Below are 13,090 nucleotides of genomic sequence, written 5' to 3'. Positions count from 1 at the left end.
TGACAATTTTTTTCTCTTTAGCCTCTGCTTGGCTCACTAGCCGTACGCCTTTTTGTAGTATTTAGAACAAAAAGTAGCCTTCAAATAGTTATTCACTATCCATGAAAAAATATCTCAAGCCCTTTATTTTCAAGGGTTACATGAAAGTTTTCTAAGAGACAGGATGAAAATTTTCTGGAATAATGGATGAATGAAAATTGAACCAAAGAGTAATTTTGGTGATTTTGCGCTAAGCTCAATCGGCTAAGTAAAATGGCTTGGTTTAGCTTTAGAGCGCCACCTTACTCTGAGTGTGCTTACAATTATGAGGATATAAAATGACAGTCAATCGCGAATTATTTGATCAAGTAATGGTTCCTAACTATGCACCATCAAGTGTTATTCCAGTTCGAGGCGAAGGCTCTCGCGTATGGGACCAAGAAGGTCGCGAATTTATCGATTTTGCTGGTGGTATTGCTGTTAACTGTCTTGGCCATTGTCACCCAGCTCTTGTAAGTGCATTAAAAGAGCAAGGCGAAAAAATTTGGCACTTATCAAATGTAATGACTAATGAACCAGCGCTTCGCTTAGCTAAAAAGCTAACTGATGCAACGTTCGCTGAAAAAGTATATTTTGCTAACTCTGGTGCAGAAGCTAACGAAGCGGCACTTAAACTTGCACGCCGTTTTGCACTTGATAACTTTGGTGAGCAAAAGTCACAGATTATCTCATTCAACAAAGGTTTCCACGGCCGTACCTTCTTCACAGTAACAGTAGGCGGTCAAGCTGCGTACTCTGATGGTTTTGGTCCAAAACCTGGTGATATCGTTCACTGTGACTACAACGATTTAGCAGCATTTGAAGCGCTTATCTCAGACAGCACTTGTGCAGTAATGATGGAGCCTCTACAAGGTGAAGGCGGTATCATTTCGCCAACTGCTGAGTTTGTTGAAGGTGTTCGTGAGTTATGTACAAAGCACAATGCACTACTTATCTTTGATGAAGTACAAACAGGTGTTGGTCGTACGGGTGAGCTTTATGCTTATCAAGGTTTAAATGTAACTCCTGATATCTTAACGACTGCAAAAGCGTTAGGTGGTGGTTTCCCTATCGGTGCGATGATCACCACAACTGATATTGCTAAGCACTTAAAAGTAGGTACTCATGGTTCTACTTACGGTGGTAACCCTCTTGCGTGTGCAGTAGCCGAAGCAGCATTCGACACAGTAAATACACCAGACGTACTTAACGGCGTTAAAGAAAAGTCAGCGTTATTCCGCGAGTTATTAACTGCGATTAACGAAAAGTACAATGTATTCACTGAAATCCGTGGCGAAGGTCTATTAATTGGTGCTGTAGTAACAGAGCAATTCAAAGGTCGTGCAAAAGAGTTTTTAGTGGCTGGTACTGCAGAAGGCGTAATGTCTTTAGTGGCTGGCGCTGATGTTGTTCGTTTCACTCCGTCACTTGTAATTCCAGAAGCTGATATCCGCGAAGGTATGGCTCGTTTCGAAAAAGCAGTTGCAAAAGTCGTTAACGGCTAAACGAAACTGTCATTTCAGGGCAAGCTAAGCTTGCCCACATTTCTTAATTTACCGTTATTTATAAGGGAGCAAGCGGACTTATGATGATCCTTCGCCCAATCCAGCAAAGCGATTACCAAGCGTTAGTAAAGATTGCTGATGAGTCAGGCCATGGCTTTACGTCTTTGCCTAATAATGAAGAGTTATTACAAAAGAAAATTGATCATTCTGTCAGCTCATTTGCAAAAGCAGCGCAGCAGCCAGGTGATGAAGGTTACTTGTTTGTTCTTGAAGATAGCGAAACGGGAGAAGTTGTAGGGACTTCGGGTATTGAAGCCGCTGTTGGTTTAGATGATGCTTTTTATCATTATCATTTAAGCAAAGTAATTCATTCATCTCGTACGCTAGACGTGTATAAAGCCGTTGATATTTTAACTCTGTGTAATGATTACACCGGTGCAACTGAGCTATGCACATTATTCTTAAAAGATGGCTACCGTAAAAACAATAACGGTAAATTGCTTTCAAAAGCGCGTTTTATGTTTATTAATCAACATAGAGAACGTTTTGCTGACACCGTCATTGCTGAAATGCGTGGTGTGTCAGACGAAAGCGGCGAAAGCCCATTCTGGCAATGGCTAGAAGAGCACTTTTTCTCAATGGACTTTCCAACGGCAGATTACTTAACGGGTATTGGCCAGAAAGTATTTATTGCTGAGTTAATGCCTAAATACCCAATTTACGTCAACTTACTGAGCAAAGATGCTCAAGCTGTGATTGGTCAAGTACATGACAACACACGCCCTGCGATTGAACTATTAAAGAGCGAAGGTTTCACCTTTAATGGTTATGTAGACATTTTTGATGCAGGCCCAACTGTTGAAGCAAAAGTAGATAACATTGCTACAGTCAGAAATGCCCACACAGTTAAAGTTGAAATTGGTGAAAGCCAAGGCGACACCACGGTATTGTTAGCAAATGATAAAATTGCTGATTTTAGAGCAACCGTGACTCAAGTTAGCCTATCATGCGATGCCGATAGCATCACAATCTCAAGTGAATTAGCAAAAGCACTTCACTTAGAAGCGGGTGATTCAGTATCACTTGCAGAACTATAGAATTCAGGAGACATATTAATGACTCATGCAGCGCAATTTATTAATGGTCAATGGCAAGCAGGCCTTGGTCATACTTTTCAATCTGTAAACCCAGCAAATAACGATGTAATCTGGCAAGCAAACACTGCTACAGCCGAACAAGTAGACGGCGCAGTCGCTGCTGCACGTGAAGCGTTTTACAGCTGGGCTGATAAAACATTTGCAGAGCGTTTAGCGATTGTAAAAACATTCGCAGAAACGCTTAAAGAGCACAGCGAAGAATTAGCGATTGCTATCGCACAAGAAACCGGTAAACCACTTTGGGAAACACGCACTGAAGCAGGTGCTATGGTGGGTAAAATTGCCATCTCTGAAAAAGCATTTTTAGAGCGTACAGGCGATGTTGAAAACCCAATGCCACAAGGTCGCGCGATGATCCGCCACAAGCCGCATGGCGTTGTAGCGGTGTTTGGCCCTTATAACTTCCCAGGTCACTTACCAAATGGTCACATTGTACCTGCACTATTAGCAGGCAATACCGTGGTATTTAAACCGTCTGAGCTAACGCCAGCAGTTGCTGAGTTAACGTTAAAGTTATGGCAAAAGGCGGGTCTCCCTGCAGGTGTTATCAACCTTGTGCAAGGTGAAGTAGAAACGGGTAAAGCGCTTGCATCTCATAAAGGGATCGACGGTTTATTCTTTACTGGCTCTTCGCGCACTGGTCATATTTTACATGAACAGTTTGCTGGTCAGCCGGGTAAAATCTTAGCCTTAGAAATGGGTGGTAATAACCCGCTTATCGTTACTGATGTTGCTGACACTAAAGCGGCTATCCACGATATTATTCAATCAGCGTTTATCTCTACAGGTCAACGTTGTACGTGTGCGCGTAAGTTATTCTTACCTGCAGGCGAGCAAGGTGATGCCATCTTAGCGGGTCTTATTAAAGCAACTAAAGCTATTAAAGTAGGTGACTACGATGCAGAAGAGCAACCTTTCATCGGGTCAATGATTTCTTCGGCAGCAGCAGCTGGTATGGTCACAGCACAACAGCAACTTGTTGAGCTTGGCGCTGAAGTGTTAGTTGAGCTAACGCATAAAGAAAATACCGGCTTTGTAACACCGGGTATTTTAGAGTGTACGAATGTCGCTAACTTCCCAGACGAAGAACACTTTGGACCACTTCTTAAAGTATTCCGCTTCACTGATTTTGATGCCGCTATTGATAAAGCGAATGACACAAGCTTTGGTTTATCAGCTGGTTTATTAAGCGACAGCGCAGCAGATTACGACCATTTCCTACGTCGTATTCGTGCGGGTATCGTAAACTGGAACCGTCCTATCACAGGTGCATCAAGTGCAGCACCATTTGGTGGTATTGGTGCATCAGGTAATCACAGAGCAAGCGCATATTATGCTGCTGACTATTGTGCATACCCTGTCGCTTCGGTAGAGCTTGAAAAAGTAGCAATGCCAGCGACATTAAGCCCAGGCTTAAAAATCGATTAATAATCGTAAATTACTATAAAAAGCAGCTTCGGCTGCTTTTTTTGTATGAGATAGGTGGCAAGGGTAGCAATTAAAAGCGCTTTCTGCTTAAATCTAAAGAGGTAGTTTTTTATTAGGTGTGCAGTCGTATGGTTTTAGATAGGCAAGGGTATGATGATCTTGTCATGTATCTCACTCAAAATTTAGCGCTTTTTGAGAAGCCGGGTCAAATTAAACCAGGGGCTCCAACTGTGTTAGAGCTGATTGAAGACGTGATAGCAGAAAATGTCATGTTACTTTGCGAGCAACACACAGAGCTTAATACTGAACAACGCAGCCAAATTGTTCGCGAAGTCGACGGTATCGTATATGACTTACAAGAAGTGCTAAGCAGCGTTACACATCACACAGTAACCGTTGAACAACACGCGTTTATTGATGAGTTTGCCGGATTGGTGAAAAACTTATTCGATAGTGCTGTTGTCGAAAGTGCATAATTTATAAAGCACAACATAATTTCTAGTCTTTAAGCGAGCAGCTCAAAGTAGCAACTCGCTTTCCTTTAAAGCTCACCTCTTATCCCTTGCATCTGTGTGTGACTTGCTTACAATCAAGCAAAATAACTTTAAGAGATAAAGCACATGCAAGCGAATGTAAAATGGGTAGAAGGTGATACGTTTATTGGCCTTTCAAATTCAGGTCACAATGTAGTTTTTGATGCAGGTAGCGATAGCGCTGCGCCAAGCCCAATGGAAATGGTTTTAATGTCAGCGGGCTGTTGTTCATCTGTTGATGTTGTTAGTATTTTAAAAAAAGCAAAACAGTCATTTTCTGATGTGCAAGTTAAGCTATCTGCAGAGCGTGCTGAGTCAGCACCTCGCGTGTTTACCAAGATTAATCTACACTTTGTGGTTACCGGTGATAATGTCTCTGAAAAGCACCTTGCAAGAGCGGTACAATTATCTGCTGAAAAGTATTGTTCTGTAGCCTTAATGCTTGATAAGACAGTAGAAATTACGCATAGTCATGAAGTTGTGCAAGAACAGGTAAAATAACGCTTTTTCCGAGCAGGAAATTCGTATAAAATCCGCGAACTTTTATTTCTGCTGGTGCAGGTTTCACTCGTTTTAAGGTTGGTTTAGCATGAATAAACCCTTCGATAAAATTAAGCTTCATGGCTTTAATAACTTAACTAAGAGCTTAAGTTTTAGTATTTACGATATTTGTTACGCAAAGACGGAACAACAGCGTAAAGAATATATTGAATATATCGACGAACAGTACAGTGCTGATCGCCTTACCGATATTTTAGGTGAAGTTGTGGATATTATTGGCGCAAACATTCTAAATGTTTCTCGCCAAGATTATGATCCGCAAGGCGCCAGCGTAACAATCTTGATCTCTGAAGAGCCAATTGAGCAACAAACAACGTATGACGTTGATGAAGCGCCGGGTCCTCTTCCTGAAACAGTGGTAGCGCACTTAGACAAGAGCCACATCTGTGTTCACACATACCCAGAAGCACACCCCGATGATGGTATTTGTACGTTCCGTGCTGATATCGAAGTATCAACGTGTGGCATTATTTCGCCATTAAAAGCGTTAAACTTCTTAATTCACAGCCTTGAGTCTGATGTTGTAACAATTGACTACCGCGTACGTGGTTTTACTCGTGACGTTGATGGTGTTAAACACTATATCGATCATGCAATTAACTCAATTCAGAACTACATGACTGAAGATACCAAAGAAGCGTACCAAATGATGGACGTGAACGTGTATCAAGAGAACTTATTCCACACTAAGATGATGTTAAAAGAAACTGACTTGAATACTTACCTATTCGGTGTTTCTACAGCAGATCTTTCGGAAGAAGAAGAAGAAGCCATCTACTCTAAGCTGACCCGCGAGATGCAAGAAATCTTCTACGGTCGCAACTTACCAGACACTGAGTAAGTCACTATAGCTTTAAAGAGACGGCGCGTAATGTAAGTTACGCGCCGTTTTTTATGCCTCATTGACTGCACTCATCTGTACTTATATGCTGATTAAAAGGCCAATTTAAGGATAGATATGTCAGTTGTTCTCTCGCAGTCAGTATTTTTAGCAGAGCAAGTTCGTGACCATGAAGGACCCGCAGCTAAGCGCTCTGGCGTAAGCTTGTATGAGCTTATGGAGCGGGCAGGGCTGGCGACTTATCAGCAAGCTATCAGCTATTTTCCTAAAGCAAGTACATTCGCAGTGTTAGCGGGCGTTGGTAACAATGCCGGTGATGGTTATGTTGTTGCTCGCTTAGCTAAACAAGCGGGCAAACAGGTTACGGTTATTGCAGCAATATCTGATAAACCGCTCAAAGGCGATGCGCTCAGTGCTCAGCAAGCTTGGCTTGACGCCGGAGGGGCAATAACCGCTGATGCCAGTGCTATTGAGCAAGCAGATATCATTATTGATGGTCTGCTTGGCACGGGAATTCAAAGCAAGGTACGCGAGCCTTTTTCAACCTTGATTAAAGCAGCTAACGAGAGCCAAGTGCCGATAGTTGCTATCGACTTACCCTCAGGTATTCATGCAGACACAGGTGTGGTACAAGGAGTCGCAATAAAAGCCGCGCTTACTGTGACTTTTGTGGGGATTAAACAAGGTTTAGTGACAGGGCAAGGTAGAGCGCATGCAGGGACATTAGAGTTTAATGATTTAGGTATTGAAGATGCCTTTTTAAAACAGACATCACCCACGGCTGAGCTTATCAATTATCAGAGCCAAGCTAGGCTTCCTGAGCGCGATAACAACAGCCATAAAACCAGCCATGGTAAATTGCTGTGTGTTGGTGGTAATGCCGGCACTGCAGGTGCTATTCGTTTAACTGCAGAGGCCGCGCTTCGCAGCGGTGCGGGCATGGTCAAAGTGTATACCCATAGTAGCTCTATTCTACCTGTGAGTATTGGCCGGCCAGAATTAATGGTGACAGATACAAACCTGATTAGCGCCCTAGAGTGGGCAACCTGTGTTGCTATTGGCCCAGGCCTTGGTCAAGACACTTGGTCGAAAACAACCTTTGAAGCAGTAATGCAGTATTGCTTTACTAATAACAAGCCACTGGTTATTGATGCTGATGCACTTAATTTAATGGCTCAGCATGCTTCGTCATTTCCATTAGCGAATACCGTTATCACACCGCACCCAGGTGAGGCTGCAAGGTTACTTAATTGTCGCGCTCGCGATATTGAAGAAAATCGCTTTCATGCAGTAAAGCAGCTTGCACGTAGCTATACCACTACTTGTGTACTTAAAGGTGCTGGTAGCTTAATTGCTGATAATAGCCAAACATGGGTGTGCACCGACGGTAGCCCTGCACTTGCGGTTGGCGGCAGTGGTGATGTTTTAACAGGTATCATCGCGGCACTTATCGCACAGGGGCTAACTACCCAGCAAGCAGCCTGCCTAGGGGTCTGCTTACATGCGAAAGCGGGTGATATCGCCGCTGAGCGCGATGGTGAGCGTGGTATGTTGCCAAGTGACTTGTTTGCGATAGTGAGGGAGTTGGTTAATGGCAGCTTTAAGCTGTAAGTTTTAAGCGATAAGACTTTAAGAACCACCTTGTAAATTGTAATACTTTCCAACCTAAGCATAATTGAATAGAGCCTAGAGCCTAGAGCCTAGAGCCTAGAGCCTAGAGCCTAGAGCCTAGAGCCTTCGGTGTTGGGGTTCGCTTCGCTCAGCCCAACCTACAAAGCAAAAAACCCAGCCGGAGCTGGGTTTTTTAAGCGAAATGCTTAGGAGGTGATGTTTATCACATCATGCCGCCCATACCACCCATGCCGCCCATGCCGCCCATATCTGGAGCAGCTGGCTCATCTTTCGGGATTTCAGCAACCATTGCTTCAGTTGTGATCATAAGACCCGCGATTGAAGCTGCGTACTGTAGTGCAGAGCGCGTTACTTTAGTTGGGTCTAAGATACCCATTTCGATCATGTCGTTGTACTCGCCTGATGCTGCGTTGTAACCGTAGTTACCTTCACCGCCTTTCACTGAGTTAACAACAACAGATGCTTCGTCACCTGCGTTAGTTACGATTTGACGAAGTGGTGCTTCCATCGCACGTAGTGCAACTTTAATACCGTGGCTTTGGTCTTCGTTGTCGCCAGCAAGTTCAACAAGTTTGCTTGCTACGCGAACTAGTGCAACACCACCACCTGGTACAACACCTTCTTCAACCGCTGCACGAGTTGCGTGTAGTGCATCTTCAACGCGGTCTTTTTTCTCTTTCATTTCGATTTCAGTTGCTGCGCCAACTTTGATTACTGCAACACCGCCAGCTAGTTTAGCCATACGCTCTTGTAGTTTCTCTTTATCGTAGTCAGACGTCGCTTCTTCGATTTGTGCTTTGATTTGTGCAACACGACCATTGATGCCGTCTTCTTCGCCTGCACCGTCGATGATTGTTGTATCATCTTTAGTGATCACAACGCGCTTCGCTGTACCTAGGTCTTCGATTGTTGCTTTCTCTAGCTCTAAACCGATTTCTTCAGAAATTACAGTACCACCTGTTAATACTGCGATGTCTTGCAGCATTGCTTTACGACGGTCGCCAAAACCTGGTGCTTTAACCGCAGATACTTTAACGATGCCGCGCATGTTGTTCACAACAAGTGTTGCCAGTGCTTCACCTTCAAGATCTTCAGCAATGATAAGTAGTGGCTTGCTAGCTTTAGCAACGGCTTCTAATGTAGGTAGTAGCTCACGGATGTTAGATACTTTTTTGTCTACAAGTAGAATGAATGGGTTGTCTAGCTCTACAGCGCCTTTTTCAGCGTTGTTGATGAAGTATGGAGAAAGGTAACCGCGGTCAAACTGCATACCTTCAACTACGTCTAGTTCGTTTTCTAACGACTGACCTTCTTCAACAGTGATAACGCCTGAATCACGGCCCACTTTTTCCATTGCTTCAGCAATGATGTCACCGATTTCTTTATCAGAATTAGCAGAAATAGTACCTACTTGTGCAATTGCTTTAGTGTCTGCACATGGAACAGAAAGGGCTTTAAGCTCTTCAACTGCTGCGATAACTGCTTTGTCGATACCGCGCTTAAGATCCATAGGGTTCATACCCGCTGCAACTGCTTTTAAACCTTCGTTTACGATAGCTTGCGCTAATACTGTTGCAGTTGTTGTACCGTCACCTGCAGCGTCATTCGCTTTAGACGCTACTTCTTTAACCATTTGTGCGCCCATGTTTTCGAACTTGTCTTCAAGCTCGATCTCTTTAGCTACAGATACACCGTCTTTAGTGATTACTGGCGCGCCGAATGATTTATCTAATACAACGTTACGGCCTTTAGGACCTAAAGTTACTCTTACTGCGTTTGCTAAAATATTTACGCCAGTTAGCATTTTGCCACGTGCGTCACCTGCAAAAAGTACTTCTTTTGCTGCCATGATTAAATTCCTCTTAAATTCTGTAAACGGGTTGCTAAACGAAAAGTAGGATTAGCCTACAATGCCTAGAATGTTATCTTCACGCATGATCAGGTACTCTTGACCTTCGATCTTTTCAGCTTTTTCAACATAAGAGCCGAACAGCACAGTGTCACCGGCTTTAACTTCTAATGCTCTTACTTCACCGTTGTCTAAAACACGGCCATTACCAACAGCGATAACTTCTCCGCGAGTTGATTTTTCAGCTGCAGAGCCAGTTAATACAATACCGCCAGCAGACTTAGTTTCTTCTTCTAGACGCTTAACGATGACGCGATCATGTAAAGGACGAATGTTCATTTATTTAGTTCTCCTAACAGTTTCTGAACAGTACAGAAAAAATCTTGTGTTATTGCAGGGGAGTGCTAAGCCACCCGTTGCGTTTCATTGCATTCATTAATGGGGGTGGCTTAAAAAAATCCAAGTACAAAAATTAAAAAATTTTAATCTTTTCGCTCAAATTCACCATCAATAGTTGTCGGTTGATGGTTTGGCTCTTCATGAGTGGTTGTTTTACTATGATATTGGAAGTGTGCAGAGCCTTGATTTGCCTGCGAACTCATGCGTACGGTTGCTTGACTAGCAAGGCCTGCAGCCAGTTTGTTGCGAATTGCTGGCGTGAGTAGTAAAAAGCCAAAAAAGTCAGTCATGATGCCTGGTGTCATTAATAAAACACCGGCGATAATGACACATAATCCAGTAAATAATTCTTTTGCAGGCATTTGCCCTTGTGCCATTTGTAATTGCACGTTTTGAATCGCGCCCATACCTTGCTGCTTCACTAATTTCGCACCGACAATCGCGGTCACAATTACAAGCGCAATGGTGGCAAAGCCGCCGATCACTTCACTCACTTGGATGAGTAACGCGATCTCCACAATCGGCACTAAAATAAATAACAAAAACAAAAATCTAAACATAACGCTCTCTAAAAAATGTCATTCTCTTTCGAGTCAGTGAAATATAAATTGGGGTGAGCAGGTCATTTTTCAAGACGGAACCTAGGATCACCTTGCTCGCTACACATTATAGTTACTATCGGCTACTATGGTGCGACTCACGTAATCAAATAAAGGTTCCTTATGACTACGCATTTTCGACTTATTTTTACTACTTGTGCAAATGAGGCTGAAGCCCGTCAGTTGGCACAACATCTAGTTAAAGAAAAGCTAGCTGCTTGTGTGAACATTTTGCCTACTATTGAATCTATTTACATGTGGGAAGGCGAGGTGACTCAAGCAATTGAGAGTAAGTTACTGATCAAAACTAAGTCAGAAAAAATGAATGAGGTGATCCAAACTATCAAGAAATTGCATAGTTATGAGGTGCCTGAAATTCAGGTCGTTGATGTGGCTACAGGCAATTTAGCCTATTTTAATTGGATGGATGAGGTACTTAATTAATGCGATCGTTCCTTTTATTACTTTGTGCACTGTGGCTTATGCCAGCAAGCGCAAGTAATAACAATTTACTTGGAAATCTACTACAACCTGCGGAGCAAACATTTCTCCCAGTTGATCAGGCTTTTGTTTTCGATTTTGACCAGCAAGGCAAAACGTTATTTATTGGCTGGGATATTGCGCCTGATTATTACCTTTATAAAAAGAAAGTCGAAATTATTGCCAAAGGCGCTGATATTGAAGTTCCTGAGCTTGGCAAGGGCGTGATTATTGAAGATGAGTTTTTTGGTAAGACCGAGGTGTTCTTTGATTCGTTAAGTGTGGTTTCTAAGCTCAGTAACGTCACAGAAGGTGCGGTTGTTAAAGTGCGTTTTCAAGGCTGTGCCGAGGCGGGGTTATGTTATCCGCCAGAAGTTAGAACCATTCCTTTATCTGTGATTGCAGGTGAGCAAGTATCACAGACTGCAGATGCGGGGAACGCATTGGCAGCATTAACACAAGCTGCTGATGCTAATGAAGCGTCATCAGCCCCTTCTCAAGCAGAATCAAAACCAGCTGGTGAGCAGTCATATACCGATAAGTTGGCATCGCAAGGCTTATTAACGAACCTAGTAATCTTCTTTTTAGTTGGTATTGGCCTTGCTTTTACGCCATGTGTATTCCCAATGTTTCCGATTCTGTCGAGCCTCATAGCAGGTCAGCAGAATTTATCGACTAAAAAAGCGTTCTCGTTGTCGTTTGTGTATGTACAAGGTATGGCCGTTACCTACGCGGCACTGGGCTTAGTGGTTGCATCTTTAGGTGGGCAAGTACAAGGGTATTTACAGCATCCGACGGTACTAATCAGTTTTAGTATCTTATTTGTATTGCTGGCAATGTCGATGTTTGGCTGGTACGAAATCAAATTACCTAGCGGCATGATGAATAAACTCACTCAGGTTAGTAACCAGCAAAAAGGCGGCAACTATGTTGGCGTATTTATGATGGGTGTACTGTCTGGTTTGATAGCTTCACCGTGTACAACAGCACCTTTGTCTGCTGCTTTACTTTATGTGGCGCAAAGTGGTGACTATCTCGTCGGTGGTTTAACACTTTATGTGCTCAGTTTAGGCATGGGCTTACCGTTATTATTACTGGGGACTTCTGGCGGTAAGTTACTACCAAAAGCCGGTGGTTGGATGGAGCAAGTGAAAACCCTATTCGGCTTCATCATGCTGGTCGTGCCGCTTATTCTGTTAGAGCGCATTGTTGATATTGAAATCATCTGGTTAATGGCGGGTTTATTAGCACTTGCTACAGCGCTTTATTTACATCATTGGCAAAGTGGTCAATCACAAGGCAAGCTAAAAACAGCATTGTGGTTTGCAGCAACCTTATTGGTTGTGACTGGGGCGAGTTTAACGAAAAATTATTTTTGGCCTAGTAAAGTGGTGGTTGCTGAAGCTGCTGTAAAAACACATGGTTTTAGACAAGTTGCTAATCTAAGTGAATTAAAAGAAGAAATTGCACAGGCAAGTAGCGAGGGGCGCTTAGTAATGGTCGACTTATATGCCGACTGGTGCGTTGCCTGTAAAGAGTTTGAGCATTACACGTTTCCTGACGCTAAAGTGCAAGAGCAATTTGCTCACTTTGAATTAATTCAAATCGATTTAACTGAAAGCGATGCAAAAACCATAGAGCTAATGGAAGAATACACAGTATTTGGTTTACCGAGCATTTTGTTCTTTGATAGCCAAGGTAATGAGCTTTTAGAGCAACGTGTAACAGGCTTTTTAAATGCCAAAGACTTTGCAGAACATTTAGCAAAAGTACGAAATACCGCTAAATAAACGCAAACGTGCAAGAAAATAGCAAAACGCCACTCATCTGAGTGGCGTTTTTGTATCTGCATCGTAAAAAATACTTATTTTAAGTGAAAAATGGCAAATTCACTGATTGAAGCTCAATTAATCAGCAGGAAAACGCTTAGAATGACCCTGTTGTGTGCCTTGCTATGCTTGACTTTGCCACGAATAGGGAGTGATTAGACCAGTATTTTGCTGCTATTTACGTCGAAATATCTATAATAGGTGGTTAACGTGAGAAATAGTTGCTATTTTACATCAGCACGCTTAGGTTAAGCGTGGG

General features: G+C 42.9%; 12 protein-coding genes. 9 read left to right on the top strand and 3 right to left on the bottom strand.

Annotated features, from left to right (window positions below; genetic code table 11):
• Window positions 1-317 precede the first annotated feature (317 nt).
• The 7 genes from KQP93_RS16030 to KQP93_RS16000 all read left to right on the top strand — a co-directional run bounded on the left by KQP93_RS16030 (window position 318) and on the right by KQP93_RS16000 (window position 7,654).
• The gene (locus KQP93_RS16030; protein WP_054563477.1) at window positions 318-1,523 is read left to right on the top strand and encodes an aspartate aminotransferase family protein; all 1,206 of its coding nucleotides are present in this window, start codon (window positions 318-320) and stop codon (window positions 1,521-1,523) included.
• An 80-nt stretch (window positions 1,524-1,603) separates the two neighbouring features.
• The gene (gene astA, locus KQP93_RS16025; protein ID WP_138602453.1) at window positions 1,604-2,620 is read left to right on the top strand and encodes an arginine N-succinyltransferase; all 1,017 of its coding nucleotides are present in this window, start codon (window positions 1,604-1,606) and stop codon (window positions 2,618-2,620) included.
• 18 nt (window positions 2,621-2,638) lie between these two features.
• Window positions 2,639-4,108: a succinylglutamate-semialdehyde dehydrogenase gene (gene astD / locus KQP93_RS16020; protein WP_062566651.1), complete on the top strand. Its 1,470-nt coding sequence runs from the start codon at window positions 2,639-2,641 to the stop codon at window positions 4,106-4,108.
• Window positions 4,109-4,236: 128 nt separating this feature from the next.
• Window positions 4,237-4,584: a DUF3802 family protein gene (locus KQP93_RS16015; RefSeq protein WP_217875191.1), complete on the top strand. Its 348-nt coding sequence runs from the start codon at window positions 4,237-4,239 to the stop codon at window positions 4,582-4,584.
• Between the two features lie 144 nt (window positions 4,585-4,728).
• On the top strand, window positions 4,729-5,142 hold the full coding sequence (locus tag KQP93_RS16010) for an OsmC family protein (RefSeq protein ID WP_055020887.1): 414 nt from the start codon (window positions 4,729-4,731) through the stop codon (window positions 5,140-5,142).
• 88 nt (window positions 5,143-5,230) lie between these two features.
• Window positions 5,231-6,043: an adenosylmethionine decarboxylase gene (speD, locus tag KQP93_RS16005; RefSeq protein ID WP_054563482.1), complete on the top strand. Its 813-nt coding sequence runs from the start codon at window positions 5,231-5,233 to the stop codon at window positions 6,041-6,043.
• 117 nt (window positions 6,044-6,160) lie between these two features.
• Window positions 6,161-7,654, top strand: coding sequence for an NAD(P)H-hydrate dehydratase (locus KQP93_RS16000; RefSeq protein WP_217875190.1), 1,494 nt, complete (start codon window positions 6,161-6,163; stop codon window positions 7,652-7,654).
• A 223-nt stretch (window positions 7,655-7,877) separates the two neighbouring features.
• Here KQP93_RS16000 and groL read toward each other — a convergent pair whose 3' ends face one another.
• The 3 genes from groL to KQP93_RS15985 all read right to left on the bottom strand — a co-directional run bounded on the left by groL (window position 7,878) and on the right by KQP93_RS15985 (window position 10,483).
• Entirely contained in the window at window positions 7,878-9,524 is a 1,647-nt protein-coding gene (groL, locus tag KQP93_RS15995; protein ID WP_217875189.1) for a chaperonin GroEL, read from the bottom strand.
• A gap of 51 nt (window positions 9,525-9,575) precedes the next feature.
• Entirely contained in the window at window positions 9,576-9,863 is a 288-nt protein-coding gene (locus KQP93_RS15990; protein WP_036973362.1) for a co-chaperone GroES, read from the bottom strand.
• 143 nt (window positions 9,864-10,006) lie between these two features.
• On the bottom strand, window positions 10,007-10,483 hold the full coding sequence (locus KQP93_RS15985) for an FxsA family protein (protein ID WP_054552425.1): 477 nt from the start codon (window positions 10,481-10,483) through the stop codon (window positions 10,007-10,009).
• Between the two features lie 162 nt (window positions 10,484-10,645).
• Between KQP93_RS15985 and cutA the strand changes: the two genes are divergently transcribed.
• Together cutA and KQP93_RS15975 are read left to right on the top strand one after the other, a co-directional pair.
• Window positions 10,646-10,966 carry a divalent-cation tolerance protein CutA gene (gene cutA / locus KQP93_RS15980; protein WP_054552426.1) on the top strand — a complete coding sequence of 107 codons (321 nt, stop codon included), beginning with the start codon at window positions 10,646-10,648 and terminating at the stop codon, window positions 10,964-10,966.
• Window positions 10,966-12,792, top strand: coding sequence for a protein-disulfide reductase DsbD (locus KQP93_RS15975; protein WP_217875188.1), 1,827 nt, complete (start codon window positions 10,966-10,968; stop codon window positions 12,790-12,792). Before cutA ends, KQP93_RS15975 begins: the two co-directional genes overlap by 1 nt.
• Window positions 12,793-13,090 lie beyond the last annotated feature (298 nt).

It is taken from the genome of Pseudoalteromonas shioyasakiensis (assembly GCF_019134595.1).
GTDB lineage: Bacteria > Pseudomonadota > Gammaproteobacteria > Enterobacterales > Alteromonadaceae > Pseudoalteromonas > Pseudoalteromonas shioyasakiensis_A.
Note: the sequence above shows the minus strand (reverse complement) of the source record. Positions and strands in the feature narration are given on the sequence as shown.